The organism is Halorubrum pallidum (genome assembly GCF_055380345.1).
Genome location: NZ_AP043944.1, coordinates 214,055 through 239,258, shown reverse-complemented (window position 1 = coordinate 239,258; position 25,204 = coordinate 214,055). Strand labels below are relative to the sequence as shown.

Here is a 25,204-nt window from a genome sequence, read left to right as displayed (position 1 = left end):
AGCCTGTAAGACCTAGTATTCCGATTGTACCACTATGTTGAAGCACCCGACGACGATTCCACGGTTGCGGCATTATTAGACGATACAACAGTAGTTCCCATACGCTTTACCCCTGTTACTAATAACCCGGAATGTGATCACAGTCGCCTTCGGTAGGATTGTCTATTCTAGGACACGCCGGTCCCACACTCCACTCTGTTTTCTTTCGAAACGGGAGTGATCCAGCAAGGCTACGCGCGGTGAACGCCTCAATCCACCATCCCAGATACCGTTCGGCCGGTTTCGATTCTTAACAGAAAGCGCGGTACATCGCCGAGGCCGTTGTTAGGCCCCCAGTAGCATCCGAAGTGACCCGCGAACGCCCATCGGGAGCCCGATCGCTCCGATGAAGAACGTCATAAGCCACCACCATGTGTGGTTCATCTCCTCTTTCGCATCAGCGAGATACCACACGATGCCGACAGTCACGACGAGTTTCAGCACGAACGTCGATCCGGCAAATCCAGTCGCCTGGTATACGAGATTCGTGACGACCAGCTTGGGGGAGTAGCCGAGAAACGTCACACCGATGAGGTTCTGTGCAGCGTCCCACAGCTGGCCAAAGACGGCCAGCAGAATCAGCGGGTGTCGAAGGTGTGTGACATTGACGAAACTCGCTCCCCAGTAGTAGAGCGCGGTCGCCCCGAGAGCAATCCCCGTCGTTGCGACAGGAACCCACAGACGGAGCGGGGTCGACATCGAGAGGCCGTACCAAAGCACCCACCCGACAGCACCGACAGCCCACACCGACCCGATAAGCCCGACCGTTGACGGAATGGAACCGGTATTCCGATCACGCGCAAGTGCGCCGATGCCGAGCGCGAGGACGGTGACAGCGGTAACGACAAAGTAGATTGACGGCGTGATGAACCACACCGCGTAGTCCCCGAGTAGGCCGATGTCCTCGAGGGCGCGCATCGCTCCGCCGGCGATAATGATCGGGGCGAACCCGTAGGCCAGTCGTGCGTCAAACGTGACGTCGAGTTGATCGAGATACACTCGTAGTCCGGGGAGGCTGTACACGACCGCCGCGAGGTAGGTTACGGTGTTCACCGCGTTGTAGCCCCGAACAGCACGAATCCCCTCATGCATGACTGGCTCACTGGCAGCGTCAGCGACGACTGGTCCCCAGAGGTACTGCCAAATGAACTGGTCGAAGACGAGGCCCGGGAACGCAAGGATTCCCGCACCGATGAGGACGGGCGGAGCAAGTAGGTACAGCGCCCACCACTCGCGTGAGCCTGTTTCCGGAAGGGCGGTTTCGACGCGTCGCGTGACAGTACTCACGACTCGTTCACCTCCAAGCGCCACGTCGTGCTCTTAGAGCGCCCCCACTGTTCGAGTGAGACGAGTGAGAGGTCGTCCTGAAGTTGGCTGAGGTATTGCGCGACAGCCTTCGGAGAGCCGTCAAGATCACCGGCGATCTCGTGAGCCCGGAGGTACGTCGGTTCGCTACTGGCTGTCTCGACGAGGTACCTCCGAACCGTTTGGCGGGAAATATTCGACATTGAGATAGAGGCGACGGTTAGCGAAGGAACCCGAAGAGCTTGTAGTCGTGATCGGGGGTGTACCGCCGGAACAACAGGCTGTTCGTCAGCACCGACACCGACGAGAACGCCATTGCTGCTGCAGCGAGCACCGGCTGGAGCAGCCCGAGCGACGCGAGGGGAATCATCGCGGTATTGTATCCGAGCGCCCACACGAGGTTCTGCTTGATCTTCTGGAGTGTCGCGTCCGAGATTCGGATCGCCTTCACCACGTCGAGCGGGTCGTCGCGCATCAGCGTAAGGTCTGCAGCCTCGATGGCCACGTCCGTGCCGGAGCCGATGGCTGTCCCCACGTGCGCGACCGCGAGCGCGGGGGCGTCGTTAACGCCGTCTCCGACCATCATCGCCTGACGGCCCTCGTCTTGAATACTGTCGACCGCGTTAGACTTGTCTTCGGGAAGGACCCCTGCTCGGACATTCTCCGGGTCGATACCCACCTGTTTGGCGACCGCACGAGCAGTTCGCTCGTTGTCGCCCGTAATCATCATTACGTCGACGCCCCGCTCTTGGAGGGCTGTAACGGCCTGCTTGGAGCTCTCTTTGATTGTGTCGGCGTCAGCCACTACACCAACCAGTTTGCCCTCGGAAGCGACAAGCATCGCCGTCTTCCCCTCGTTTTCGAGGCGTTCCATCGTCTCCTCGGCGGGTGACGGGTCGATGTCGTTGTCTCGCAGCAACTTGCGGTTGCCGACCAGTACCTCGTTGTCACCAACAACCGCTTTGATCCCGTGACCAGGAACGTTCTCGAAGTCGTCGGGCTCAGTCACGTCCAGCCCGCGTTCTTCAGCCCCGTCGACGATTGCCCGCGCGAGCGGGTGTTCGCTTCCGCTTTCTGCTATCGCCGCCAGCCGCAGCACGTCGTCCTCGGAGAGGCGCTCACGAGTGCTGATCTGTCCACCATCTGGCGTCGGCTCGCCACCGTCAGTCACTGCATTTCCATCGCTATCGAAGACGACCACATCGGTCAATTCCATTTCACCCTCCGTGAGGGTGCCCGTCTTGTCGAAGACGACCGTGTCGACGTCTTTTGCGCGTTCGAGGATGTCACCGCCCTTGAACAGGACGCCGTTCTGGGCACCAATCGTCGTCCCGACCATCGTGGCTGCGGGCGTCGCCAGCCCCAGCGCACAGGGACAGGCGATGAGGATCGAGGACGCGAAGACAATAATCGCGAACTCGAAGACGGAAACGGTCCCACCGACCGGGGCCGGGCCGCCAGCGACCTGACCCCACAGCGGGAGCCAGTCGACGAAGCCAGCCAGTACCTCCGGGAACAGGAACCAAACAATGCCCCAGAGGAGAGCGTTCGCGATGACCGCAGGCACGAAGTACGCGGAGATACGGTCCGCGAGGTTCTGGATGTCGGGCTGGCGCGACTGCGCCTCCTTGACAGTCTGAACGATCTGTTGAAGAGCCGTATCTTCTCCGACCTTTGTCGCCTCCACGACAAGGACGCCGTTCTCGTTAATCGTCGAGCCGACGACCTCATCGCCCTCTTCCTTCTCTACAGGGACGGATTCACCAGTGACCATCGACTCGTCGACGGCGGACTGACCGTCGACAACGACGCCGTCTGTGGGAACTTTCTCACCCGGACGGATTTTCATCCGGTCACCCGTTGTGACCTCTTCGAGCGGAACTTCTTCTTCACTGCCGTCCTCGCGGATAATGGTCGCCGTTTCGGCTTCCATTTCGAGGAGCTTCCGGAGGGCCTCGCCCGCTTGCCCCTTCGACCGAGCTTCGAGGTAGTTGCCGAGCGTAATGAACACGAGGATGAGCGCTGCCGTGTCGAAGTAGAGCCCACCTGCAATGAGTTCAGACAGGACTGCCACGGAGTAGAGATAGGCGGTTGTTGAACCGATTGCGATTAGCACGTCCATATTGGCGCGGCCGTTTTTCACGATCGCCTTGTACGAGTTCTTATAGAACGGCCAGCCGAGGATCGCCTGCACCGGTGTGGCGAGGAGGAACTCGAGCCACCCGATTTCAACGCCGAAGACGGCATCAGGGACGATCGCGCCACCGAGCAGAAACTTGTCGATGAGGAAGAAGAGCAACGGAGCCGACAACACTGCCCCAAAGAGGGTCAGTCTGAGTTGCTTTTGGGTCTCAGCCTGTCGTGCGGCATCTCGTGCGTCTTGACCCGACTCGTCGTCATCACCATCTTCGCGGACGGGCGAGTAGCCAGCGTCCTCAATAGCATCATACAGTGTATTGAGAGACACCTCTGCCGGATTGTAGGTGACCTGCGCTTCGTCAGTCGCGTAGTTGACTTCGGCGGTGACGACACCCGGTGTATTCTCGAGAGCGGTTTCGTTGGTCTCGGCGCAATTGGCACACGTCATATCGGAGATAGCAATAGAGACCGTCTCCGTGATTGCGCCGTAGCCTGCCTCGTCGATCGCCTCATAGATTTCCTGGAGTGATACCTCATCGGGATCGTAGGTTACGGATCCCTCGTCGGTGGCGAAGTTCGCATCCGCCTTCGATACCCCGTCAAGGGATTCGAGGGTGTCCTGGATCGTTCCCGAACAGTTGGCACAGGACATCCCCGTAATATCGAGATGGGTTGTTCGGCTTGTCATGTTCATCTTACTATACGGGGTCTATGTTTAGGCGGTTTACTGTTTCGAGAAGGTGGTTATCGACACCAAGAAAATTTGGAATCCAAAGACCGTTCTATACACCCTCTTCGAGCCGCTGATAGCGGTCTTCAAACCGTGCGAGACAAGATGGACAACAGAAGTGATAGATCTCGCCATCGATGCGCTTCGTCTCACCTTCATTGTCGACGGTATTGTTACATTCAGTGCAGGTGAGAGCAAATTCGACGCCGTCGATCGAAGGCGTCCATTCAGCTTCGTCGATCAAGGTGACTGAATATCCAGATATCCCAAGCCCATCAAACAGGCTGTCTACCCACTGACGGACGTTCTGTGCCTCAACGCGGGCATAGAACCAGAGATCGCCTTCTGAGGTCGTGAAGACGTGTTCGATGCCGTCCGATTCCCGGACTCGCGTACGGGCCTCTTCGAGCGATCCCGGTTCGATTTCTGTTTGAATGAATACTGGAACACCGGCCCGAAGGTGCGCCCGGTTTACATCAATCGTGAAGTTGTTAATAACATCTGCTTCCTGTAATCGTTGGACTCGATCGGAAACAGCTGGCCCGGACAGATCAACTTCTTCGCCGATGGCGCTGAATGGACGACGGGCGTTTTCGGCCAGTAACGAGAGAATCTCCAGATCTGTTTCGTCTAGGTTGCGCATACAACAGCGTCGCACCGCAGGATACATTATTTTTTCTCAAAATAGACCTTTGAGAGTGCGGTTTTGAACTCGGAATAACTTTGGGTTCCAAGCAGAAAAGCACATAGAATAGGGGGCCCTAATCATGTATGGATATGAGTCAGACCATCTCGGTCGAAGGAATGACCTGTGAACACTGTGAGCAAACTGTAGAGGAAGCACTCAAAGAAGTCGACGGAGTCACATCGGCGACTGCGGATCGGGACTCGGAATCCGCGACAGTCGAAGGAACAGCTGAATCAGATGACCTCGTGACTGTGGTCGAAGACGCCGGGTACGACGCCTCTACGTAAGCTATCACGTAACGATAGAAGGCGAGCGACGCCCCATCGTAGCGTATCTCGCCTTCACTGCTACGAACGTTGAGTTTGTGCCAAGTGGCTAAGTGCGTCTGAGATCGATTCAACGGGTGTCACGCGTAATCCCTCGATAGCTACATCTGAATCGGGATCGCTGGGAACAAGCAATTCGGTCGCTCCGAACGCCCGGGCACTCCGGGCCTTTGCTTTGATTCCGCCAACCGGGAGCAGCTTGCCATCGTCGGCAACGATTCCAGTGATGAGGGTCTCAGACGACAGCGACTGCTGGCGAAGACTGGCAATAAAAGCAACCGTAAGGCCGGCTTCCCAGCTTTTTCCACGGAGTGTAAGAGTGCCCGTCTCAGGTGAGACGAATGATACGTGCGTAGCCGTATCTCCAAGTGAACGACCAGTAAGACGGGTAGCGGTTTGTCTCGCCTCATCCAGTGCACGCTGGAGGTCGTGGCGGATCTCGATACCGTTCAGATTGACAAACAGCTCACCGTTGCCATCAGAAAACTCGAAATTGGTCGCGATAATGAGACCTGAGTTAGCTGCGTCCACTGCCGGAAGATGGAACTGTGTGTCCGGGAGAGAGGCCGCCCCGCCTGCCAGTGTCGCTAGTGACTGGAAATCGGTATCTGACCGCGTGAGAGCGACTGCTCCACCGGCACCGCCTATCGATCCGAGACCCAGTCCAGCAAGAAATTCTCTCCGCGAAAGGAGGTCTCGCTCGATGCGAGAGACGATGTCGTCACTTGAGTCAGACGTGGATGCGGACGTTGTCTCTCGTTCGGTAGGTGGCATACTCTGGGAGTGTTTCGTGGGTAGTGATGGTACTATGTCACTAGGTAACGCTTGTGAATATATAAGAATGGTGTCGGTCAGAAATTCGGCGCAAAAACGAGTATTCCCGTGTTAGATTCCACACGACTATCTTGACGCATCCCCAATTAGTCAGCCGTGTCCACCAGGTACCGCTCTCTCTTCGCACTTGTGGCGATCAGTGCTGTAGTGACAGGTGTCGGTGTCTGGATCGCGTATCAGGTTGAGCTTGTACTCCTACCGGCTACGACCTCTCGCATCGGAATGCTTCTTGTCGGTTTTATCGAGGAAGCGTTCGTCCGACTGCTTCCGTTGATCGTAGTCTTCTACTTCTGGAGTTACTGGCGAAGCCAGCTACTCTCGAAAACGGAGGGGATCTTGGCGACCGCCGCATCCGGGATCACTGTTGGGGGGCTGGAACTAATCTTCAAACTCGAATACTTGTCCCGGCTTGAAGCCACCGCCAGATTCGATGCGATGGTTGTCCCGATACTACTCGTGCATCTTCCATTCGCATTGGTAGCCGGTCGGTTTGTGTATGCCCTCGGTGAGCGTATTCACGGATCCGACACGATTGGCCTGCCATCACTGCCTCGAAGAACTCTTCTTTTCCTTCTGGGAGGGTATCTCATTCTCGCAATAGCACACGCTATGTATAACCTACTGGTATGACTCCTTAAACCGCGTCCGGCAGCGATAGAAAAGATGCCGGGAGCGTACGTCAGCAGTTAGTGGTCATCGCCAAGTGCACTTGAGACCATCCCGTTCAGTTCGGTGAGCTTCTCTCGGACAGTATCCGGTTTCTCCTCGGGGGGTTCTTCGAGCGCGATCTGTTCATGTGGATCGGGGTCGCCGACGATGACGCTCCCGAGCATACCGACCGTCTCGTGGGGCGTACAGTAGTAGTGGTAGACACCCTCGGTCTCGAAGGTGTGGTCGAACGTCGCTCCTTCCTCCGAGCGGAGACCACTATCCCATGATGTAGCACCATCGGGAACGAGCTGGGGTTGGTCGTTGTCTGGATGGTAGGCCGTCGCGGAGTGACTGCCGCTCTCGTTAGTCCACGTTACCGTCCCACCGACATTGACGCGGACGACGTGCGGTTCGAAGTGATATCCTCCGTCTTCGGTGACCATCGCCACCTCAGCTGTATCGCTCGGTTCCCCGACGGCTTCATCGTGACCTCCCTCGTCGTCATGCCCCGATTCTCCTTCGCTACTGTTCTCTCCTTCGTCATGCCCCGACTCGCCTCCGTCTTCGGTAGATGTCGCAGTGCTTTCGGCCCCACTATCACTGCCGTCTGATTCCGATCCCGTACATCCTGCGAGTCCAATGACAGCTGTACCACCAGTCAACTGGAGCACTCGCCGCCGGGTGAGTCCTGAATTGGTTGTCATAGGGTAGGTCACCTCACAGGTGAGAATACGAGGGGGGGAAAATAGACGGGTGAGCTGTTTTGCGTGCGACGCAAAACTGGTCGTTACTTACGTTTCGGTAGGGCATTAATTTGTATTGCGAGGAACAGCTGTGTCCACGGATCATCGCGCTGACGAGTTATTAGACCTCCTCGGGGAGGAGCGGGTTCGTCAGATTCTGGCCGCGACGAGCCGGGACCCCCTCTCAGCGAAGGAGCTGAGTGAGGAATGCGACGTTGCCCTCTCAACGATTTACCGCCGGGTCGAAGATATGGTCGCTAATGACCTGCTCGTCGAACAAACACAGATTGAGACTGATGGGAGCCATCATAGCGTGTACGAAGCAAACGTTGACCACATCGATGTCGATATCGAAGATGGAACGATCGACATCAAGATGGACGTTCGTGAGGACGCCGCGCAGCGGTTCTCGCGTATTTGGACCGACATCCGAGACACCTAACCATGCACACCGCACTCGTCATTGCAAAGCTCATCGCAGTCGGACTAGGGCTGTCGATAACGTATCAAGCGTATCGTGGATACAGAGTCTACGGTAGCGAACCAATGCTGTACGTCGCTATCGGATTCCTATTCATCAGCGTCGGGTCCGTAATCGAAGGCATTCTTTTCGACGTCGTTGGGTTGTCCATCTTCGTTGCTGGGACCATTCAGACTACACTTGTCGCGGTAGGTATGCTCATTATCCTTTATTCGCTACACGGACAAATGTCCCAGCCGACACAGGGGGGCGAGGAATCGTGACTACTGGATGGGAAGTCACGCTAATTGGAGTCCGTGTCTTTCTCCTCTTCTTGGGTATTGCGACGACAGCGATCAGCTTTCGCGCGTATCGTCAGGAACGGACTCGATACCTACGTGACGCAACGATCGGCTTCGGGTTCATGACGCTCGGTGTCCTCATAGAAGGTTTTCTCTACCAGCTCACAGCATTAACGCTCACGCAGGTACATGTTGCCGAATCCGCTGCGTTGGCGTGTGGGTTTGCCGTCCTCCTCTGGTCTTTCATTCGGTGAGTTCCGAAATGCCGTCACAGTATTCAGGATCCCGATTCCCATTGGAATGGATTCGAAGGGAGATTAATATCGCTCCCGAGCACACATTTAGATACTATGACTGACACACTCCCGTTCGATGCCGTCCGCGAACTTGACGTCGACGGGACGACGTACAAGATGGCTGACCTTCGAGCACTCGAAGAACATGGACTCTGTGAACTCGACACGCTTCCGGTGAGTATCCGTATCCTCCTCGAATCGGTGCTCCGAAACGTCGACGGCAAAACTATCACCGCGTCAGATGTCAGGAATGCTGCTGGCTGGAAGCCAGACGTACCGGACGCAGAGGTTCCGTTCTCTCCATCACGAGTCGTCCTACAGGATCTCACCGGTGTACCCGCAGTCGTCGACCTGGCGGCCCTTCGATCCGAGGTCGACCGCAAAGACCGAGATCCCACCCTGGTCGAACCGGAGATTCCTATTGATCTCGTGATCGACCACAGCGTCCAAGTCGACTACTTCGACTCCGAGGACGCCTACGAGAAGAACGTCGAACTGGAGTACGAGCGAAACGCCGAACGGTATCGCGCGATCAAGTGGGCGCAGAACGCCTTCGAGAACTTCAACGTCGTCCCGCCGGGGACCGGTATCGTCCACCAGGTGAATCTCGAACATCTGGGTCGGGTCGTCCACGCCCGCGAGCAAGACGGCGAGAACTGGCTCCTGCCGGACACGCTCGTCGGCACGGACAGCCACACCCCGATGATCGGTGGCATCGGTGTGGTCGGTTGGGGCGTCGGCGGCATCGAAGCGGAAGCGGCGATGCTCGGTCAACCGGTCACGATGAAACTCCCCGAGGTCGTCGGCGTCCGTCTCGAAGGCGAATTACCCGAGGGCGCGACGGCTACGGATCTCGTGCTCCACATCACCGAACGACTCCGCGAGGTCGGCGTCGTCGACCGGTTCGTGGAATTCTTCGGTCCTGGTGTGGAGAACCTCACAGTCCCCGACCGGGCCACGATCGCCAATATGGCGCCCGAACAGGGTTCGACGATCAGTATGTTCCCGGTCGACGACCAGACGCTCGAGTATCTCGAACTCACCGGGCGTGATCCCGACCACATCGATCTCGTCCGCGAGTACCTCGAAGCGCAAGGGCTGTTCGGAGAACAGGAACCAGAATATACTGAGGTCGTCGAATTCGACCTCTCGACTGTCGAACCGAGTCTGGCCGGACACAAGCGGCCACAGGACCGGATTCCGATGGGGGACGTGAAACAGAGCTTCCGAAAACTTCTCCACGGAGAGTTCGAAGACGACCTCGGTGACGTCGACGAGGACGCCCTACAGCGGTGGCTCGGTGAGGGTGGCGCAGCTGGTGCGGAGACCGACGGTGGCGTTCAGGTCGAACCTGAAGCCGAACTGCATCCGTTAACCAAACACGTTGAGGTCGACCTCGACGGTGAGACGGTCGAAATCGGACACGGAGACGTCCTCGTCAGCGCCATCACGAGCTGTACGAACACGTCGAACCCGTCGGTGATGATCGCTGCTGGACTGCTCGCCCAGAACGCCGTCGAGAAAGGCCTAGACGTCCCGCCGTACGTCAAGACGAGTCTCGCACCGGGTAGCCGTGTCGTCACGCAGTATCTCGAAGAATCGGGGCTGCTTCCGTATCTCGAAGAGCTCGGGTACGCCGTCGTCGGCTACGGCTGTACCACCTGTATCGGTAACGCTGGGCCGCTTCCCGATCCCATCGAGCAGGCAATCGACGACCACGACCTCTGGACGACGAGCGTTCTCTCCGGGAACCGGAACTTCGAGGCGCGTATCCACCCGAAGATCCGCGCGAACTACCTCGCGAGCCCGCCGCTCGTCGTCGCCTACGGGCTCGCAGGGCGGATGGACATCGATCTCGAACACGAGCCGCTGGGCACTGACGATGAGGGTAACCCAGTCTATCTGGCGGACATCTGGCCGGACGCAGCGGACGTGCAGGCCGCAATCCACGAGAACGTCTCTCCGGAGATGTTCGAGGAGAAGTACGCCTCCGTGTTCGAGGGCGATGAGCGATGGGCTGCTCTCGACGCGCCCACGGGTGACGTCTACGAGTGGGATGAGGACTCGACATACATCCGTGAACCGCCGTTCTTCAAGGACTTCCCGGTAGAGAAACCCGGCGTCGCCGATATCGAGGACGCACGCTGTCTACTGACGCTCGGCGATACCGTTACGACCGACCACATCAGTCCAGCCGGCCCGTTCGGTCCCGACCTCCCCGCAGGTCAGTGGCTGCTCGATCACGGTGTCGAGCCACACGAGTTCAACACCTACGGCGCACGTCGGGGCAACCACGAGGTGATGATGCGGGGAACGTTCGCCAATGTCCGCATCGAGAACGAGATGCTCGACGATGTCGAGGGTGGCTATACGATCCACCACCCAACCGACGAGCAGACGACCGTGTTCGAAGCCAGCCAGCGCTACCGCGAGGAGGGAGTCCCGCTCGTCGTGATGGCGGGCGAAGAGTTCGGTACCGGCTCCAGCCGGGACTGGGCGGCGAAAGGAACGGACCTACTCGGTGTTCGCGCAACCATCGCCGAGAGTTACGAGCGCATCTACCGCGACAACCTCGTCGGCATGGGTGTGCTCCCCCTGCAGTTCGATGATGGCGACTCGTGGGAATCTCTCGGTCTGGATGGGTCGGAGATCTTCACGATCCACGGCCTCGATGACGGGCTCGACGTGATGGACGAACTGGCCGTTATCGCCGAGCGTGCGGACGGGTCGACTGTCGAGTTCCCGGTCACAGCACAGGTCGGCACGCCGGCCGCCGTGACCTATATCGAACACGGCGGCATCCTCCACTACGTCCTTAGACGGCTCCTCACGCAATAATCTCTCTCAACTGACTCTATTTCTGGAAGCACAAGCAACACGAATAACTTTGAGTCCAAATTAGCGTTTCAATCGTGCGTAGACTCTGTTCGGATGATGCCCGCTACGTTATCCATCTGAGCTGAAACGTGTGCGCTCTCACCAGCAACATGCGTAATTAAATCGTCCAGAGTGATCATCCCGATAACGCTCCCGTCTTCAACAACCGGGACGTGTCGAGCACCCGCTTCGTTCATTTGTCTCAGGACTTTTGGAATCTCAGCATCTGCTGGCACAGTAAGTGGGTCACGCGTCATCACGTCAGCAGCTCGTACGTCGTCTCCACTCGTCTCGGCTGTGAGCACACTTAACTCGCTTTCCTCGGTGAGCAGGTTAGCAATCAGGTCTCGATCGGTGATGATACCAGAGATCTGATCGGATTCTTCGACGACCACGTACCTGGCACACCGCGATTGGGAGATCATCGTGTGAGCGATCTCGGCAACCGTGGCGTCAGGCGTGACACGGGCGACCGACTCATCAGAAATACGACCAATGTCCATCCGGAGGTCAGTTGGTCTGGTACCCATGCTAATCAGTACGACTCATAACAGGAAATAGCTTAGCATCAGCTGGTCGTCATAGAAATCCTCCACTCTTCAACCCTGAGAGACGACAATCTCCAAACTTTGTGAAGTTACAAAAAGTGTTACCAGCTACGCCACTATCCAAGAGCGCTGGCTTTTATAATCTAGTCTCAATAAGTAAAGATAAATGTACGATACGGTTTTGCTCTCGACTGACGGGACAGTCGCTTCTGAGGAAGCTGAATCCCATGCTATCGCGCTAGCAGAGGCCCATAATGCCGATCTCCATGTTCTGTATGTAGTCGATGAGGACGTCGTAACAGCATACAGCGGTGACGAGTACGTTGATGAAGCCGAAGGCCCAGAACATGGCCTCGAAGAACTTGGAACGGAAACAATCGCAGACATCCAATATAAAGCGAAGGAGGTCGGTGTCAATGTTGTCAAAGCAATTGAGCACGGCCGACCGGCTGAGACGATTGTACGGTATGCTGATGCCGAAGATATGGATCTACTTGTACTTGGAACGAAACACCGGCCGGAAGAATACCGGGCCTTGCTCGGAAGCGTGACCGACCGCGTCCTTCGATTGACGACCCGCCCAGCGACCGTCGTGAAGACGGAAGTCGACGAATAGGGGAAGAACAGTCAGTAACGGCCGCCGTCAGGCGTGAGTCGGGCGCGCCGGCGTTCGAACTCCTCGTCGTCGATTTCGCCGCGAGCGTACCGTTCCTGGAGGACAGCGAGTGCGCTATCCTCGGTGGGGCCGTCCGATGGCGACCGCGTTGTCAGCCAGTAGACGATGTAGACGGGAAGGGCGATCAGAAGTGCCATCCACAGCAAACCGATCAACATCATCCCCCAGCTCCATATTCCCCACCCGGCCATGTGACCATCATTCCACATCCCGTCATGCCAGTCCCACATCACTGTATCTGGAACAGCAGCGTGCGTCAGAGTCATTCCAATGATGACGGCTAGCGTCAGTGCTCCGATGACGATGAGTCCCAGAGAACGAATCCCGCGTGCTTGAATTGGATTTTGCATTATTGTGCTGTGTTGAATAGATGCTGAGCCACGGTTACAACGGCTCACACAGTGGTTCTATGTTGGTGATGGCGAACATCAAGACGATTTCACGGAACTGCCGATACCAGCCAAGCGCTCGCACGGCATCGCCGAGCGAGCGCTTGGTTGTCGAATAGGATGTTTCGGCCATCCACCGCTGAGAGTAGCCCTTTGCCCGGTTCAGAGCGTTTTTCGCGGCTGCGTTCGCTGACGAGCCGCGATAATGAACGAGGTAATCGATGTCGTGTGCGGCGATTTCGTACTCGGTGTGCCAGTCTTGGAAGCCGTTGTCGGCGGCGACGGACTGCAGGTCGTCCGCGTTTCGGCGGACGACCTGCGGTCCCGTCTTCGTGTCATGCTTCCACCGCGCTGCGATGTGAACGTCGAGAACAGCTAGTGATTCCACATCAGTCAATGTCGTCACTTTCAGCGTCTGTATCGTTCGTCCTGCCCGCTGACGAAAGTACGATGAGGCACGTCGCCGATCGAAGAACGTGCTGTCGAGCGCAGCGTGTCCGGACTGCGGGTGCTGCTGCGCGGAAACGCGCAGCAGCGCCCGCCACACCCACATCTTCAGCCGATCAAACGACTTGTAGATCGTGCTGTAGTCTGGGAGATCGTCTGGATCTAAGCCGAGTGCGTCACGAATCTCGGCCATATACTTCAGCCGATTCGGCGTTTCTCGGTAGCTGTGGCCGTCTTCGAGCCGAAGACAGTGTAGCACAACGTGTTTCCAGCGGGCGAACCCGCCGCTGGCGGGCTCGCCCGCGTGCTTTCCCAACGCTTGTTTGACTAGGCGACGACACTGCTCAACGAAGTCGAGGAGATCGACTTCCATGGACAGAATCGATTTCCTCGGCTTCGTCCTTCTACTCCGTGATAACAGCTGATTAGATCGCTATTCAACACAGCACATTATTGTACTCCTGAAGAGAGTTCGGCGTGGTTAGCCGAGGATGTATTCGAGGGCGGGGTAGCGCTCAACGAGCGTCTCGCCACCGACGTCGTAGTTCTCGATGTACTGGTCGAGGCCCAGGATGCGGCCCGCGGCGAACGCGGCGACCGCGAGGAACACGAGCATGTACGCGAAGTCCCCGTTGATGAACCCGTGGCTCATGTCCCAGTTCCCGAAGTAGAACATGAGCATCATGAGCGCGCCGAAGAACGCCGCGAGGCGGACGAACGCGCCGACGAGCAGGCCGAGGCCGATGAACAGCTCGCCCCACGGGACGGCCACGTTCGCGAACTCGACGAACCACGGCGTACTCCCCATCCACGCGAACATCCCCGCGAGCGGGTTGCCGTTCGTCGCCGCGACGTTCGTGAGGTAACCGCCCGCGGCGAACTCGCCGGTGATCTTCGTGAACCCGGAGTACGCGAACGCGTAGCCCATCATGAGACGGAGCGCGAGCACGAACCACGCACTGAGACTGTGAACTTTCCCGCCGACGGTCAGACCGCCGACTCTGCTCTCGAGCTGATTCATGCCGGAGTCGAGTGTGGACATAGTTATTGCACCTTCAACTATCAGTACGGAGGCAGAGACGATATAACGGCGAGCCGGCGTTCTGGGTCAGAAAATCGGCGGGCTATATTACGCTCCTGTCGCGAGTAGAGACGTGTGACTGAGGAGGCCGACCCGTCGGAAATCTTCGCGACACTCGACGACGAGTACGCCCGCGACATCCTCGTGGCGACGAAGACCGACCGCCTGTCTGCGAAGGAGCTCAGCGAGGAATGTGACATGTCACGCCCGACCGTCTCGCGCCGTGTCACCCGCCTCGTCGAGCAGGGCCTCCTCGAGGAGTATACGCACGTCGACCCCGGGGGACGGCACTACAGCGAGTATGAGGCGCGCCTCGAACGCATCGAAATCCTCCTGCAGGCGGAGGGCTTCGACGTCAACATCGACATCCAGCCTGACCCCGCCGACCGGATTACGACCATCTTCGAGGAAATGCGGGGAGACTGAATCATGGACCACACGCTATTCGTCATCGGCAAACTGTTCACGACCGCGTTAGCACTGGTCATCGCATATCAGGCCTATCGCGGGTACCAACGACATCACACGCAGTTACTCCTGTACGTCGCCGCCGGCTTCGCATTGGTCGGGCTTGGCGGCCTCCTTGAAGGCGTCCTCTTCGAACTCCTCCAGGTGTCGATCTTCGAAGCAGGATTCGTCGCAGCACTCGTCACCGCAGCCGGGATGCTGTCTATCCTCTACGCCCTGTATGCCCCGAATCCATAAGGATTCAGGACGCCCATTCGACAAGCGGCCTCTGCGCGTCGTGCCCGGTTCGAAGCCGCTACTGTTCGGACTCCCCTCGTTCTCGATAGTGTAGCGTCGCAGTGGGAGTTATATCCATATCGGTCGTACCATATCGTATGATTCGAACACTCGTCGGTGTCCTCGGCGCTATCTCAGCGCTGTTCCCGGACGAAATCGTCGAGCTCTTCGAGAAACTCGCCATTTCGAATCCAGACGAGGGAACAGTGAGAGGGTGGATACGTCCAGCAGTCCGGTCGGAGGGTGTTCTGATAGCTGCGCTTTCACTCTTTAACGGGCGAGCATACGCATTGCTGATGAATCTTACCGGCGTGTTCGGTGCGATAGTCCTCTTATTTCCCGACCTGTATCAGAGATTTGCCACCGCGTTCCTGTACGAGCGTCCAGAGTCGATAGAATGGAACGAGCGATTCCGCTTGGGCATTCGGGCTATCGGCGCACTCTATGTCTTTTTAGCGGCGAAGACGTACAGAGAGCGTCACAACGATACTTGAGCCACCTCGCTATTGACACCTGGCGCATCCGATGTCTAGTTCGTTACGGCCGCAGGTATCACTTTGAATCTAAAGTTTGAGCCCCACGATATCAGTATGATCGAAGGGGAAATCCGCTAAAGAGAGGAGGCCGTGTGTATCCCTGTATGACGACGACGATCATCGTGGAAGGCATGACGTGCGGTCACTGTGAGCAGACGGTCGAAGAGGCCCTCGAAGAGGTATCCGGCGTGACTGACGTGACCGTCGACAGGGAGAGCGAACAGGCGAGCGTCGATGGTGAGGCAAATGTCACAGCTCTCGTGGAGGCCGTCGAAGACGCCGGGTACACCGCTTACGCCTGAGAATCGCGCGGACCACTCCGAGACAACGGCCAACCGTTGTCTTTGAAGCTTCGCTACGCTGGTCCTGCTGTACAGTTTCAGTGGGGAAGATTCAGGGGGCCAGCGGATCCACCTCTACAGAGAATATGGGCTATGGACGACCACAAAGATACAAATGAGAATCCCCCTGGAGGGGAACACCAGCAGGACGACAGCAGTCACCAGCACGAACACGGCGAGCAGGATGAATCGGACGCCGAGTCGGACGAGCAGCGGGTAGAACAGGAGCTACTGGAAGAAGAGGCACACCCTGCTGCGGAGAGTGAGACGGTGCTCGACGAGCAGCACGAGCACGCTGGACACGAGGGCGAAGGACACGACCACGGTTCCCATGAGGGCCACGGTGAGGGGCATGGCGGGATGCACGAGGGCCACGAGCAGATGTTCCGCCGGCGCTTCTTCGTCTCGACGCTCCTGTCGATCCCAGTCCTGCTATACAGCGAAATGCTGCAGGAGTGGCTCGGGTTCTCCGTCCCCGCGTTCCCGGGGAGCGAGTGGATCAACCCCGTCTTCGCGGTCATCGTCTTCGCGTACGGTGGGATGCCGTTCCTCCAGATGGCGGTGCCGGAGCTGAAAGACCGGTCGCCGGGGATGATGACGTTGATCTCGATGGCGATCACCGTCGCGTTCGTCTACAGTCTCGCGAGCGTGGTCTTCCCGACGCAGTCTGCGTTTTTCTGGGAACTCGTCACGCTGATCGACATCATGCTGCTGGGCCACTGGATCGAGATGCGGTCGGTCCGGCGGGCCTCCAGCGCGGTCGACGAACTGGCGAAACTGATGCCAGACACCGCCGAGCGTATTACCGACGACGGAGAAACCGAGGAGGTTCCCGTCAGGGAGCTCTCGGAAGGCGATCTCGTGCTCGTCCGGCCGGGCGCAAGTGTCCCTGCTGACGGCACCGTCGAGGAAGGTGATTCGGACGTCAACGAGTCGATGATCACGGGCGAGTCCAAACCCGTCTCGAAGGAACCCGGCGATGAGGTCATCGGCGGCACCATCAACGGCGACGGCAGCCTCCGTGTCCGCGTCGGTGCGACGGGCGAGGAGACCACACTCGCGGGCATTATGCGCCTCGTCGAGGAAGCCCAGCAGAGCAAGTCCAAGACGCAGGTGCTGGCCGACCGGGCGGCCGGCTGGCTGTTCTACGTCGCGCTCGGGGCGGCAGTCGTGACCGCAATCGCGTGGACGGTCGCGGTCTCGTTCGATGCGACCGTCATCGAGCGAGTCGTGACGGTGCTCGTCATCGCCTGCCCACACGCCCTCGGGCTCGCCATCCCGCTGGTCGTCGCCATCAACACCTCACTTGCGGCGCGCAACGGGATGCTCGTTCGCGACCGCATCGCAATGGAGGACGCACGGAATCTGGATGCCATCATCTTCGACAAGACAGGGACGCTTACCGAGGGCGAACACGGCGTCGTGGATATGGCGACCGTCAACGGTGTCGACGAGGACGACGCACTCGCGCTGGCGGCAGCCGTCGAGAGCGACTCCGAACACATGATCGCGCGAGCGATTCGCGAGGCCGCCGACGAGCGAGACCTAACTACTCCCGACGCGACCGCCTTCGAGGCGATCAAAGGGCGAGGGGTTCGCGCAAACGTCGATGGAAACGAGGTGTACGTCGGTGGGCCGAACCTGTTGACCCAGCTCGATAGCGAGATCCCCGCCCATCTCCAGCGCTTCGCTGACGAGGCGGGACAGAACGCTCAAACGGTGGTGTATCTCGTTCGTGACAGTGAGTTGATCGCCGCGTTCGCGATGGCCGACGTAATCCGTGAAGAGAGTTTCCGCGTCGTCGACGCCCTCCACGATCTGGGAATCGAAGTGGCGATGCTGACTGGCGACTCCCAGGACGTCGCCAACGCTGTCGCTGACGAACTGGGCATCGACACGGTGTTCGCCGAGGTCCTCCCCGAAGACAAAGACGAGAAAGTCCAGGAACTCCAAGACCAGGGGAAGCTCGTGGGGATGGTTGGTGACGGTGTAAACGATGCGCCGGCGCTGACGCGAGCCGACGTCGGGATCGCCATCGGGAGCGGCACCGACGTCGCCGTCCAGTCGGCGGATGTCATTCTCGTGCAGAACAACCCGATGGATGTAGTGCGACTCGTGAAACTCAGTAAGGCGAGCTACCGGAAGATGCAGGAGAACATCGTCTGGGCCGCCGGCTACAACGTGTTCGCGATTCCGCTTGCAGCAGGCGTCTTGGCACCGATCGGGATTCTGCTCTCCCCCGCTGTGGGTGCGCTCCTGATGTCGTTGAGCACGGTCATCGTCGCCATCAACGCACAGCTGCTCCGCCGCGTGGACCTGTCCATCCCCGAGCTTCCAAGCGGGACACCAGCGACTGACGCACAACCTGCAGACTGAAACGCTCCCGATCGCTTCGGAGCTTCTTTCAATTGAATTCGGTTGCTGGACAGCAGATGGCGACCTGCGTAATTTCGGTGGGTATCGCAATGCGGTCACCGGTTCCACAGTTTTCCCGAAGGGTGTATAGTTCGGTATACACAAACGCTTCCTCTGATGGGCGACACTGCTGCGTCAGCACTAGGTTTATACCGTTAGACGGACTTTATTCCGATATGAGCCTCGAAGAGACGGTTGACTACCTCGCCGAGGAACTCGACCTCGAGCGAAGTGAACACGTCCGTGAGGTTGGTCAGTCGGTCGCCGAGCTTCGCGACTGATCAAAACATTTCTCTGAAGTCTCGTTCGACCAGTCCGTTCTCCAGATACGTGATGAACTCTTGTTTCGTTGGTCCTTGACGGTCAAGTAGATCGTCCCGTCCTGCTCGTTCGAGAACTGCCTGCGCGAAGTCCGTACAGTGAGATTCGTGCTGCCCAGCATACTCTGTGAGGGCTTCTCGCCAGTGCATATCCAGCTCGAACTCGGCTAATCGGATTTGGATCCCGTCTTTCCGTTCGACGAGGTCGACGTCCAGCTCTTCGAGTTGCTTGAAACGGAGGTTGTTCCGGCGGACCGTGATGAGCCGCTTGGAATCGACGATATAGGGATCGACCCACTCTCGCCAGGAATCGTCGTCGACGTGCGTTCGTGGCATCTCAAAATCTGGGTCCACACTCTCAATACAGAACTGCAGCATCGCGATGCCAGTTCGATGATTCGCATTCGGGAGGGAATGTCGGAGGATCAAATTCGACATCACTTCGCCGGCGACTTCAGGAACTGATGCTCCCCACGTGACGTGGTCGAGTGCCTGTTGTATCTTCTGCGGTTCGAACTCCTTGTAGAGCCGGAACTCATCCGCGTCCCGAACATCGACAGCGGCCTCAAGCAATTCCACCAGTCGGAATGCGACAACTTGCCCAGCACGAGGGAGGTCACGAATACGGTCACTCAGTCACTCCCTGTCGAAGTCAATATCTTGGGCAGATTCGATCTCTGTATCGCCCTCATAGAGTACATAGACCAATGTTTCAAACGGGTAACCAATCAGCTTGGTCGACTCGTCAGACTGCTCTCGTCGAGACCGGATATCTGCTAGTGATGCCGAGCTATATCTGAGTGAGAAATTTTCGGCTTGTGGATGATGATAGAAGACGAGCCGGTCCATTTCACTCTACCTTTGTGAGGAATCGGTAAAGCAGTCTTGCTTCTTCTACCCTAATCTACTGACTCGGCTCTACGATGTCGTGGCTGCTTGCTCATCCTCAAGATACTGGTCTTCCCACTCTCGTCGCGCCTCGATCTCCCGTAATCCACGTTTCGTGACCGTATACACGTTCGTCCGTTTGTCGAGTTCGCCTTTCTCTAGGAGCCCTTTGTCGACGAGGTCGTCCAGATTTGGATAGAGCCGCCCATGATTGATCTCTTGTTCGTAGTAGTCGTCGAGTTCGTCCTTGACTGCGAGCCCGTGTGGCTCTTCGAGCCCCGTAATCACGTACAAGATATCTCGCTGGAATCCGGTTAAATCGTGCATCCGTCTGTTTCCCTACTTTTGACGGGGTGATTAAGTGCTCTCTGGTATCCTGAGTGCGTCTCGGCAGCACTATGGCCGAAATCCCGGCGAGAAACTTCGAACCTTTATATGGTGGACAAGAGAATCCTGTGATGGAATGTCTGACCTGATTGTCAAAGCAGCTGTGAAGGATGCACTGTCGGATCACAACGTCTCGGCCGATTTCTACGACGCCCTCAACGAAGAGGCCGCCGAACTCCTCGACGACGCTGCCGAGCGTGCCGAAGCGAACGATCGGAAGACGGTCCAGCCCCGCGACCTGTAGTCCGGGGTACCACAGTCGACCTCATCACTCGAACGTAGCTTTTTGAAGTTGCTCTTCAGTATTAGAAGACGCACATGGCGGAAGCACCGGATACTGAACGGCAGGCGGTCAACCCCGATTCGAGAGCGGTCCTCAGCGTTTCACAGCTGAACGACCGAATCGCGTCTGTCGTCGAGGAGACGCCTGCCCTCCACGGTGTCCGCTGTATCGGAGAAGTCACAGACCTCCACCAGAACAGTACGGCACTCTATTTCACGCTCACCGACGGTAACGCCGAGCTCCCCTGTATGCTCTGGGCGAACCGTTACCGCAACATGGACGTCGACCTCGGGGACGGGACCGAGGTCATCCTCGAAGGCGACATCGACTACTGGGTCGAAGGCGGGAAAATCGACCTCAAGCCGTGGGAGGTGATCGTCGTCGGCGACGGCGATCAAGCAGCTGCCGTCGAGCGACTGCGAAGCGAACTCGAAGAGCGTGGGTGGTTTGACGACGAGCAGAAACAGCGCCCGCCGGCGTTCCCAGAGCGGGTTGGGGTCGTAACCTCCCTCCGTGGCGATGCCCGCTATGACATCCAGAACGCGATCCACGAACAGGACCCTACCGTCGACATCCTGGTGAAGGACGCCACCGTCCAAGGGTCTGAGGCGCCCACGTCCATCGCGAACGGCCTCCACCATCTGGACCGCTCCGAGGAGGTCGACTCGATCATCGTCGGCCGTGGCGGCGGGAGTGATTCGAACCTCCAGGCGTTCAACACCGAGCGGGTCGCGGAAGCTATCTTCACCGCGAACACCCCGACCGTCACGGCGATCGGGCATACTGACGACCGGTTAATCGCCGATCAAGTCGCGGATGTGGCGACGATCACGCCGACGGCCGCTGGCGAGTATATCGTGAATTCCAGCGAGGAGTTCTTCGCGGGCGAGGTCAAGCCGTTGGCCCAGCAACTCGACGCCGCGTACGAAACCTTCCAGCAGGAGCACGAACACGAACAGGAACTCGCCGAAGCAGTCGACGAGGCGGCCGCATCCGAGGGGCTCCCGCCGGTCTACTACAAGGCCGCAATCGCTGTGCTGCTGTTGCTGTTGTTGGCCATCACTGGGCTTTGGTTGGGGGTGATCTAAACGTGGCAAACGACCAAGAGATCCACGACCGGCTGGCCCGTGTCGAAGAAATCATTAAACAGCTCGATGCGGACGAGTGTGACCTCGATGAAGGAACAAGGCTCCACGAGGAAGGTCAGGAACTCTTGGCCGAGGTGCGAGAAATCCTCGACAACGGGCGTGGAGAGGTCGTGGAACTCGAGTAGAGCGCGATTTCAGTCTTAACCAACAGTCAACGGAATCTAACCCCATTGTTGGTTAACGGTGCCTTTGCGAGGTGAACGAACTCTCCGGTTATAATTTACTTTAGATTTTTGCGCCAGTTGGTGGCCAGAAAGCATATACCGATCTTCTAGCTATCGCACCACCATGGACCGGGGCTCAACCGGTGCATACCCACCCCGCACATATGATCACACGGGCAGTCACCATCGAAGACATCGATGATCTGTACCTGACGTGGAACAGCCATATCAACGGTTCCGCCCTCTATCGCCGCGCCCTCCGAGATGAGATGGAGCTTCGCGACGTCGACCCCGACGAGCTTCGAGATCTCTTCGAACGGGCCCGCGAACAGGGCTACACGAAAGACGAGATCGTCGACGAGACCAACCGCTACGCTGATCTGAAAGCACTCGTCGACGACGCAGAGGAGTAACCCGCTATGTCACAGGACAATACGCCCTCCGAGACGGCTTCGAATCGCCCCGACAGCCAGTCCACGGCATCGAGTAGGCTTCCCAGGCAAGCTGTGTTCATCGTCGTCGTCCTGAGCCTGTTCGCTGTGGAACCCGCCGCCGCACAGACGAACGCTGTCTGTAGCGCAGACAACCTTCCCAGCATGATCGAGGGCTTCTTCCAGCTTACCACAGCGCTGGGTATTGTCGGCCTCGCAGTCGTGTGGCAGGCCGACTCCCTCATCGAGATGTTCACGATCACGCCCGACCAGAAGAAGGGACTCAAGCGCCACAAGCGCTCCGCGATGAAGTCCGCGGTCGTCCTCGTCGCCCTCGGGCCACTCTACACCGTCGCTGGGTCGATGATGAACCTCCCGCTGGCGCAGTGCGTCGACCTCGCCCCCTGGTAGGTGACTACCACCCCCGTCGCGAGCCCCCATGACACAACGAGAGCTCTCCGTGCTAATGGCCGCCCTGTTCGTGACGAGTTTAGTCACGGGTCTCGTCACTGCAAGCCCGCCACGGCCAGGCACGGAGGGGAATGGGCTCACTGAGAATGAATCAGCGACGCTGTGGTCTCGCGACGCGGACAACTACATCACCCAGGAGGAGTACCAGCAGCGCTACGGCGAGAGCCGGACCGCGATGCACCAACTCGCAAACGGGACGGACATCACGTTCACGCGCCCGCCGGCGACAGCTGCAACGTGGACGCGAAACGATTTCGCTGATCTCGAACCCGGTGGGTCGGATACGTCTGTGCATCCGCGCCACGCGTCGCTCGAAGACGGGGTGTTCATCGAGGACGCCCACGCCACGGTGTTCGCAGTGCAGCCGTCGACGCGAGGTCACTTGGAGTCGGGTGACACGCCGCTCTATATCGCGCCGAACGGCACGATGCGGGGGTTCGTCGACTATCGCGTTCGCGTCCCGAACGGGAGCTCTTCGGGGAACACGACGATCGAGTGGTCGCTCGCGAGCAACGAGGTTGAGGAGGTTCGATTGCAGAAGGACGGCGAAACCATCGTCGAGCGCGACGGCTCGCACACGCCGGCCCTCGACTACCAGATCGAGGATGACTGGAGTGCAAACCTCACGCTTGAAGCCGAGATCAGCGTCCGGTTGAAGAAGACCACGCGAATCGACCGAGGCGACGAGACTGATGTCGAGGTCACGTACCGAACCGAATCGCTCAACGTCTCGGATTCGATCGCCGTCGAGATCTACGACCTCTCGGCGTACCCCTACTACGCCGAGTATCCCAATGGTGACGCCGGTGTGGCCATTTTCCAGTCCAGACCGTGGCAGGGGTACACGCTGACGGAGAATGGAAGCGCACGAGTGCGTGGCGTCTGGCGGTTCTACACCGCTCGGAACACCAACTGGGATACACTCGTCAGGTCGAACCGAACCGACAGCGCCACCGTCGAGTCGGATGCGATTCCGGTCTATATTCACGCGTACCCGTCGCGAATCGGCCCGCGTGCTGAACCAGTTCGCGATGGCCCAGAGATTATCGACACCTGGGGCACTGACCGACCGTCTCCGGACGGAACGCTCGGTGAGAACATCAACATCGACATCGTCAACCAGTCGTACACGACGACGTACGGTGTTGCGGTTCGCGCGGAGAACGTCGACCGCGACGCGCTCCAGGTGGCGGGGATCGTACGGGGCGTGAACGCCTCGATTGTGGCACCTGACGCTAGCTCAGAGCGGCAGCTCCGGCGCAGTAATCTGACGGTTGAGGTGCTCCAGCAGAACGAAAGTCAGGCCACACTCCGCATCGAACTCCGAGACAACGAGACCGGCGCACCGATCGTGCTCAGCGATCCCGACCGACGATATCCAATTGGCGGGAACACTCGCAACGGCTACATCACCATCGCGGAGCAACGCGTCGAGACCAACGCCTCCGGGGTGGCGATTGTGACGATCGACGAGCCGGGTATCTACACGGCACGGTACCATCCGGGTTCGTGGCTCGGGCACAACCCCGCATATGTGAGTGCGACGGCTACTGCTCGCTGGCATCCGCTCGGCACCATCGACGGTTGGTTCGCATTTATTTTCGAGGTCGGCTGGCAGCTCATCCCGTTTCTTGTGATGTTCTACGCAGGCAAGCGGCTCCTCCGAATGCTCGGTCCAGAAGACATCTTCCAACGGAACCCATAGTCCATGACTAGAAACCACCCACACATCAGTCGGCGAACCGCCCTCCGAACAGTCGCAGGTGCTGCGCTCGTAAGCGTCGCTGGCTGTCTGAACGACAATGGCGGTTCTGGGACGCCTGGTGATGGAACGACCTCTCCAGATGGCAACGGCCCACTCACGCGCATCGCTGTCGAGGAGACAACACTCGTCGTCGAACTCTCCGAAGAGGCCGACGTCGACCAAGTCAACCTCATCCAACCGAACGGCGAGTTATTCGGGAAGCGTGACGTAGCCGCAGGTGCTCAGCAGGTCTCATTCGAGATCGGCACCGCATATGCGCCCGGTGAGTACCGCGTACTCGCGTTGAAAGGCGAGGAGACAGTAGTTGAGACCACGACTGAACTCCGTCCAGAGATTCAGATACAGGATGTCGGACTCTATCGGAATAACCCAGATAAGCCGTGGGACGAAGTCTATGGTGAGAGCGAGACGGACCGGATCAAGAATGGCGAGGCATTCGTTACGGTAGAGAACACAGGAAGCGGTCCGGAAGCGATAACTGAACTAATCTTCTCCGGGGACGTTCCCAATCCAATTGAGAACCCCAGAGGCAGTGGAATGCACGAAACCGACCGGGTAGTAGTTTCCCCCGGCGAGACGGCCGACCTGTTCAGTAGTTCGTTTCCGTTCGGTACAGAAACTGAGGACGGGATGGGATGCTCCCCAGACGGGAATAGTGGCCAGTTTACTGTTATCGTTGAGACACGGGTCGGTGGAAATCAGGTCTCAAGCACCTACAACGTTCAATACACTGGTTCCGACGATATGACTGATTGTGAGGTCACGATCACTGAGGTATAA

30 protein-coding genes and 1 pseudogene are annotated in these 25,204 nt (G+C 58.3%); 19 read left to right on the top strand and 12 right to left on the bottom strand.

All coding sequences use genetic code 11. The features are described from left to right. Positions 1–324 precede the first annotated feature (324 nt). From ACZ45C_RS01270 to ACZ45C_RS01255, 4 genes are all read right to left on the bottom strand, one after another. On the bottom strand, positions 325–1,326 hold the full coding sequence (locus ACZ45C_RS01270) for a DUF63 family protein (protein WP_379771224.1): 1,002 nt from the start codon (positions 1,324–1,326) through the stop codon (positions 325–327). After that, positions 1,323–1,547 carry a DUF7123 family protein gene (locus ACZ45C_RS01265; protein WP_128904675.1) on the bottom strand — a complete coding sequence of 75 codons (225 nt, stop codon included), beginning with the start codon at positions 1,545–1,547 and terminating at the stop codon, positions 1,323–1,325. The genes ACZ45C_RS01270 and ACZ45C_RS01265 overlap by 4 nt, the downstream gene beginning before the upstream one ends. A gap of 17 nt (positions 1,548–1,564) precedes the next feature. Next, complete coding sequence (locus ACZ45C_RS01260; RefSeq protein ID WP_379771226.1) at positions 1,565–4,171, bottom strand: heavy metal translocating P-type ATPase; 2,607 nt, start codon at positions 4,169–4,171, stop codon at positions 1,565–1,567. 94 nt (positions 4,172–4,265) lie between these two features. Beyond that, positions 4,266–4,856 (bottom strand): AsnC family transcriptional regulator, encoded by a 591-nt coding sequence (locus ACZ45C_RS01255; protein ID WP_271904109.1) that lies wholly within the window; start codon positions 4,854–4,856, stop codon positions 4,266–4,268. A gap of 134 nt (positions 4,857–4,990) precedes the next feature. On the opposite strand from ACZ45C_RS01255, the gene ACZ45C_RS01250 reads away from it, so the two are divergent. Then, positions 4,991–5,188, top strand: a complete 198-nt coding sequence (locus ACZ45C_RS01250) for a heavy-metal-associated domain-containing protein (protein WP_080505595.1) — start codon at positions 4,991–4,993, stop codon at positions 5,186–5,188. Between the two features lie 60 nt (positions 5,189–5,248). Here the strand turns inward: ACZ45C_RS01250 and ACZ45C_RS01245 are convergent, their stop codons facing one another. Then, positions 5,249–5,758, bottom strand: coding sequence for a S16 family serine protease (locus ACZ45C_RS01245; RefSeq protein ID WP_379771229.1), 510 nt, complete (start codon positions 5,756–5,758; stop codon positions 5,249–5,251). Between the two features lie 399 nt (positions 5,759–6,157). Between ACZ45C_RS01245 and ACZ45C_RS01240 the strand changes: the two genes are divergently transcribed. Continuing rightward, positions 6,158–6,691: a hypothetical protein gene (locus tag ACZ45C_RS01240; protein ID WP_379771231.1), complete on the top strand. Its 534-nt coding sequence runs from the start codon at positions 6,158–6,160 to the stop codon at positions 6,689–6,691. A 56-nt stretch (positions 6,692–6,747) separates the two neighbouring features. On the opposite strand, the gene ACZ45C_RS01235 is transcribed toward ACZ45C_RS01240, so the two are convergent. Then, positions 6,748–7,416 carry a cupredoxin domain-containing protein gene (locus ACZ45C_RS01235; RefSeq protein ID WP_379771233.1) on the bottom strand — a complete coding sequence of 223 codons (669 nt, stop codon included), beginning with the start codon at positions 7,414–7,416 and terminating at the stop codon, positions 6,748–6,750. Between the two features lie 130 nt (positions 7,417–7,546). Between ACZ45C_RS01235 and ACZ45C_RS01230 the strand changes: the two genes are divergently transcribed. From ACZ45C_RS01230 to acnA, 4 genes are all read left to right on the top strand, one after another. After that, positions 7,547–7,897: an ArsR/SmtB family transcription factor gene (locus tag ACZ45C_RS01230; RefSeq protein WP_379771234.1), complete on the top strand. Its 351-nt coding sequence runs from the start codon at positions 7,547–7,549 to the stop codon at positions 7,895–7,897. A 2-nt stretch (positions 7,898–7,899) separates the two neighbouring features. Continuing rightward, positions 7,900–8,199, top strand: coding sequence for a DUF7521 family protein (locus ACZ45C_RS01225; protein ID WP_379771236.1), 300 nt, complete (start codon positions 7,900–7,902; stop codon positions 8,197–8,199). After that, positions 8,196–8,471, top strand: coding sequence for a DUF7521 family protein (locus tag ACZ45C_RS01220; RefSeq protein ID WP_434523278.1), 276 nt, complete (start codon positions 8,196–8,198; stop codon positions 8,469–8,471). The genes ACZ45C_RS01225 and ACZ45C_RS01220 overlap by 4 nt, the downstream gene beginning before the upstream one ends. A gap of 96 nt (positions 8,472–8,567) precedes the next feature. Continuing rightward, positions 8,568–11,351, top strand: a complete 2,784-nt coding sequence (gene acnA / locus ACZ45C_RS01215; RefSeq protein ID WP_379771238.1) for an aconitate hydratase AcnA — start codon at positions 8,568–8,570, stop codon at positions 11,349–11,351. A gap of 68 nt (positions 11,352–11,419) precedes the next feature. Here the strand turns inward: acnA and ACZ45C_RS01210 are convergent, their stop codons facing one another. Continuing rightward, positions 11,420–11,920, bottom strand: coding sequence for a CBS domain-containing protein (locus ACZ45C_RS01210; RefSeq protein ID WP_379771240.1), 501 nt, complete (start codon positions 11,918–11,920; stop codon positions 11,420–11,422). Positions 11,921–12,104: 184 nt separating this feature from the next. Between ACZ45C_RS01210 and ACZ45C_RS01205 the strand changes: the two genes are divergently transcribed. Beyond that, positions 12,105–12,554, top strand: coding sequence for a universal stress protein (locus tag ACZ45C_RS01205; RefSeq protein ID WP_092817280.1), 450 nt, complete (start codon positions 12,105–12,107; stop codon positions 12,552–12,554). Between the two features lie 11 nt (positions 12,555–12,565). On the opposite strand, the gene ACZ45C_RS01200 is transcribed toward ACZ45C_RS01205, so the two are convergent. From ACZ45C_RS01200 to ACZ45C_RS01190, 3 genes are all read right to left on the bottom strand, one after another. Continuing rightward, complete coding sequence (locus ACZ45C_RS01200) at positions 12,566–12,880, bottom strand: SHOCT domain-containing protein (protein WP_156586790.1); 315 nt, start codon at positions 12,878–12,880, stop codon at positions 12,566–12,568. Between the two features lie 118 nt (positions 12,881–12,998). Next, positions 12,999–13,823: an IS5-like element ISHla3 family transposase gene (locus ACZ45C_RS01195; RefSeq protein WP_008443456.1), complete on the bottom strand. Its 825-nt coding sequence runs from the start codon at positions 13,821–13,823 to the stop codon at positions 12,999–13,001. 108 nt (positions 13,824–13,931) lie between these two features. Next, entirely contained in the window at positions 13,932–14,492 is a 561-nt protein-coding gene (locus tag ACZ45C_RS01190; protein WP_092817279.1) for a DoxX family protein, read from the bottom strand. A gap of 114 nt (positions 14,493–14,606) precedes the next feature. Here ACZ45C_RS01190 and ACZ45C_RS01185 point away from each other — a divergent pair, with 114 nt between their 5' ends. The 5 genes from ACZ45C_RS01185 (at position 14,607) to ACZ45C_RS01165 (ending at position 18,528) form a co-directional block, all read left to right on the top strand. Further along, positions 14,607–14,957 carry an ArsR/SmtB family transcription factor gene (locus tag ACZ45C_RS01185; RefSeq protein WP_092817278.1) on the top strand — a complete coding sequence of 117 codons (351 nt, stop codon included), beginning with the start codon at positions 14,607–14,609 and terminating at the stop codon, positions 14,955–14,957. Positions 14,958–14,960: 3 nt separating this feature from the next. Further along, positions 14,961–15,236 carry a DUF7521 family protein gene (locus ACZ45C_RS01180; RefSeq protein WP_004594584.1) on the top strand — a complete coding sequence of 92 codons (276 nt, stop codon included), beginning with the start codon at positions 14,961–14,963 and terminating at the stop codon, positions 15,234–15,236. Positions 15,237–15,373: 137 nt separating this feature from the next. Beyond that, positions 15,374–15,769, top strand: coding sequence for a hypothetical protein (locus ACZ45C_RS01175; RefSeq protein ID WP_004594583.1), 396 nt, complete (start codon positions 15,374–15,376; stop codon positions 15,767–15,769). 146 nt (positions 15,770–15,915) lie between these two features. Further along, positions 15,916–16,113, top strand: coding sequence for a heavy-metal-associated domain-containing protein (locus ACZ45C_RS01170; RefSeq protein WP_004594582.1), 198 nt, complete (start codon positions 15,916–15,918; stop codon positions 16,111–16,113). A 132-nt stretch (positions 16,114–16,245) separates the two neighbouring features. Next, a complete protein-coding gene (locus tag ACZ45C_RS01165; RefSeq protein ID WP_460560740.1) occupies positions 16,246–18,528 on the top strand; it encodes a copper-translocating P-type ATPase in 2,283 nt (760 codons plus the stop codon). Between the two features lie 320 nt (positions 18,529–18,848). Here ACZ45C_RS01165 and ACZ45C_RS01160 read toward each other — a convergent pair. Together ACZ45C_RS01160 and ACZ45C_RS01155 are read right to left on the bottom strand one after the other, a co-directional pair. Continuing rightward, positions 18,849–19,736: pseudogene (locus ACZ45C_RS01160) on the bottom strand (DUF8172 family protein). Between the two features lie 69 nt (positions 19,737–19,805). Next, positions 19,806–20,102: a helix-turn-helix transcriptional regulator gene (locus tag ACZ45C_RS01155; RefSeq protein WP_096396450.1), complete on the bottom strand. Its 297-nt coding sequence runs from the start codon at positions 20,100–20,102 to the stop codon at positions 19,806–19,808. A gap of 136 nt (positions 20,103–20,238) precedes the next feature. Here ACZ45C_RS01155 and ACZ45C_RS01150 point away from each other — a divergent pair, with 136 nt between their 5' ends. The 7 genes from ACZ45C_RS01150 to ACZ45C_RS01120 all read left to right on the top strand — a co-directional run bounded on the left by ACZ45C_RS01150 (position 20,239) and on the right by ACZ45C_RS01120 (position 25,204). Beyond that, positions 20,239–20,406, top strand: coding sequence for a DNA-binding protein (locus ACZ45C_RS01150; protein WP_009488216.1), 168 nt, complete (start codon positions 20,239–20,241; stop codon positions 20,404–20,406). Positions 20,407–20,480: 74 nt separating this feature from the next. Next, positions 20,481–21,533, top strand: coding sequence for an exodeoxyribonuclease VII large subunit (gene xseA, locus ACZ45C_RS01145; protein WP_096396451.1), 1,053 nt, complete (start codon positions 20,481–20,483; stop codon positions 21,531–21,533). Positions 21,534–21,535: 2 nt separating this feature from the next. Next, positions 21,536–21,718, top strand: coding sequence for an exodeoxyribonuclease VII small subunit (gene xseB / locus ACZ45C_RS01140; protein ID WP_096396452.1), 183 nt, complete (start codon positions 21,536–21,538; stop codon positions 21,716–21,718). 203 nt (positions 21,719–21,921) lie between these two features. Then, positions 21,922–22,170, top strand: coding sequence for a hypothetical protein (locus tag ACZ45C_RS01135; RefSeq protein ID WP_049987855.1), 249 nt, complete (start codon positions 21,922–21,924; stop codon positions 22,168–22,170). Positions 22,171–22,176: 6 nt separating this feature from the next. Continuing rightward, positions 22,177–22,599: a hypothetical protein gene (locus tag ACZ45C_RS01130; RefSeq protein ID WP_460560743.1), complete on the top strand. Its 423-nt coding sequence runs from the start codon at positions 22,177–22,179 to the stop codon at positions 22,597–22,599. Between the two features lie 28 nt (positions 22,600–22,627). Beyond that, positions 22,628–24,364 (top strand): hypothetical protein, encoded by a 1,737-nt coding sequence (locus ACZ45C_RS01125; RefSeq protein WP_096396454.1) that lies wholly within the window; start codon positions 22,628–22,630, stop codon positions 24,362–24,364. 3 nt (positions 24,365–24,367) lie between these two features. After that, on the top strand, positions 24,368–25,204 hold the full coding sequence (locus ACZ45C_RS01120; RefSeq protein WP_096396455.1) for a hypothetical protein: 837 nt from the start codon (positions 24,368–24,370) through the stop codon (positions 25,202–25,204).

Bases quoted from the DNA above. Each gene is read 5' to 3' on its own strand.
- ACZ45C_RS01135 (WP_049987855.1), top strand. From the start codon at position 21,922: ATGATCACACGGGCAGTCACCATCGAAGACATCGATGATCTGTACCTG.
- ACZ45C_RS01175 (WP_004594583.1), top strand. From the start codon at position 15,374: ATGATTCGAACACTCGTCGGTGTCCTCGGCGCTATCTCAGCGCTGTTC.
- ACZ45C_RS01265 (WP_128904675.1), bottom strand. From the start codon at position 1,547: ATGTCGAATATTTCCCGCCAAACGGTTCGGAGGTACCTCGTCGAGACA.
- ACZ45C_RS01235 (WP_379771233.1), bottom strand. From the start codon at position 7,416: ATGACAACCAATTCAGGACTCACCCGGCGGCGAGTGCTCCAGTTGACT.
- ACZ45C_RS01250 (WP_080505595.1), top strand. From the start codon at position 4,991: ATGAGTCAGACCATCTCGGTCGAAGGAATGACCTGTGAACACTGTGAG.
- ACZ45C_RS01210 (WP_379771240.1), bottom strand. From the start codon at position 11,920: ATGGGTACCAGACCAACTGACCTCCGGATGGACATTGGTCGTATTTCT.
- ACZ45C_RS01205 (WP_092817280.1), top strand. From the start codon at position 12,105: ATGTACGATACGGTTTTGCTCTCGACTGACGGGACAGTCGCTTCTGAG.
- ACZ45C_RS01260 (WP_379771226.1), bottom strand. From the start codon at position 4,171: ATGACAAGCCGAACAACCCATCTCGATATTACGGGGATGTCCTGTGCC.
- ACZ45C_RS01225 (WP_379771236.1), top strand. From the start codon at position 7,900: ATGCACACCGCACTCGTCATTGCAAAGCTCATCGCAGTCGGACTAGGG.
- acnA (WP_379771238.1), top strand. From the start codon at position 8,568: ATGACTGACACACTCCCGTTCGATGCCGTCCGCGAACTTGACGTCGAC.
- ACZ45C_RS01120 (WP_096396455.1), top strand. From the start codon at position 24,368: ATGACTAGAAACCACCCACACATCAGTCGGCGAACCGCCCTCCGAACA.
- ACZ45C_RS01195 (WP_008443456.1), bottom strand. From the start codon at position 13,823: ATGGAAGTCGATCTCCTCGACTTCGTTGAGCAGTGTCGTCGCCTAGTC.
- ACZ45C_RS01255 (WP_271904109.1), bottom strand. From the start codon at position 4,856: ATGCGCAACCTAGACGAAACAGATCTGGAGATTCTCTCGTTACTGGCC.
- ACZ45C_RS01130 (WP_460560743.1), top strand. From the start codon at position 22,177: ATGTCACAGGACAATACGCCCTCCGAGACGGCTTCGAATCGCCCCGAC.
- ACZ45C_RS01125 (WP_096396454.1), top strand. From the start codon at position 22,628: ATGACACAACGAGAGCTCTCCGTGCTAATGGCCGCCCTGTTCGTGACG.
- ACZ45C_RS01170 (WP_004594582.1), top strand. From the start codon at position 15,916: ATGACGACGACGATCATCGTGGAAGGCATGACGTGCGGTCACTGTGAG.
- ACZ45C_RS01190 (WP_092817279.1), bottom strand. From the start codon at position 14,492: ATGTCCACACTCGACTCCGGCATGAATCAGCTCGAGAGCAGAGTCGGC.
- ACZ45C_RS01165 (WP_460560740.1), top strand. From the start codon at position 16,246: ATGGACGACCACAAAGATACAAATGAGAATCCCCCTGGAGGGGAACAC.
- ACZ45C_RS01180 (WP_004594584.1), top strand. From the start codon at position 14,961: ATGGACCACACGCTATTCGTCATCGGCAAACTGTTCACGACCGCGTTA.
- ACZ45C_RS01150 (WP_009488216.1), top strand. From the start codon at position 20,239: ATGTCTGACCTGATTGTCAAAGCAGCTGTGAAGGATGCACTGTCGGAT.
- xseA (WP_096396451.1), top strand. From the start codon at position 20,481: ATGGCGGAAGCACCGGATACTGAACGGCAGGCGGTCAACCCCGATTCG.
- ACZ45C_RS01155 (WP_096396450.1), bottom strand. From the start codon at position 20,102: ATGCACGATTTAACCGGATTCCAGCGAGATATCTTGTACGTGATTACG.
- ACZ45C_RS01200 (WP_156586790.1), bottom strand. From the start codon at position 12,880: ATGACTCTGACGCACGCTGCTGTTCCAGATACAGTGATGTGGGACTGG.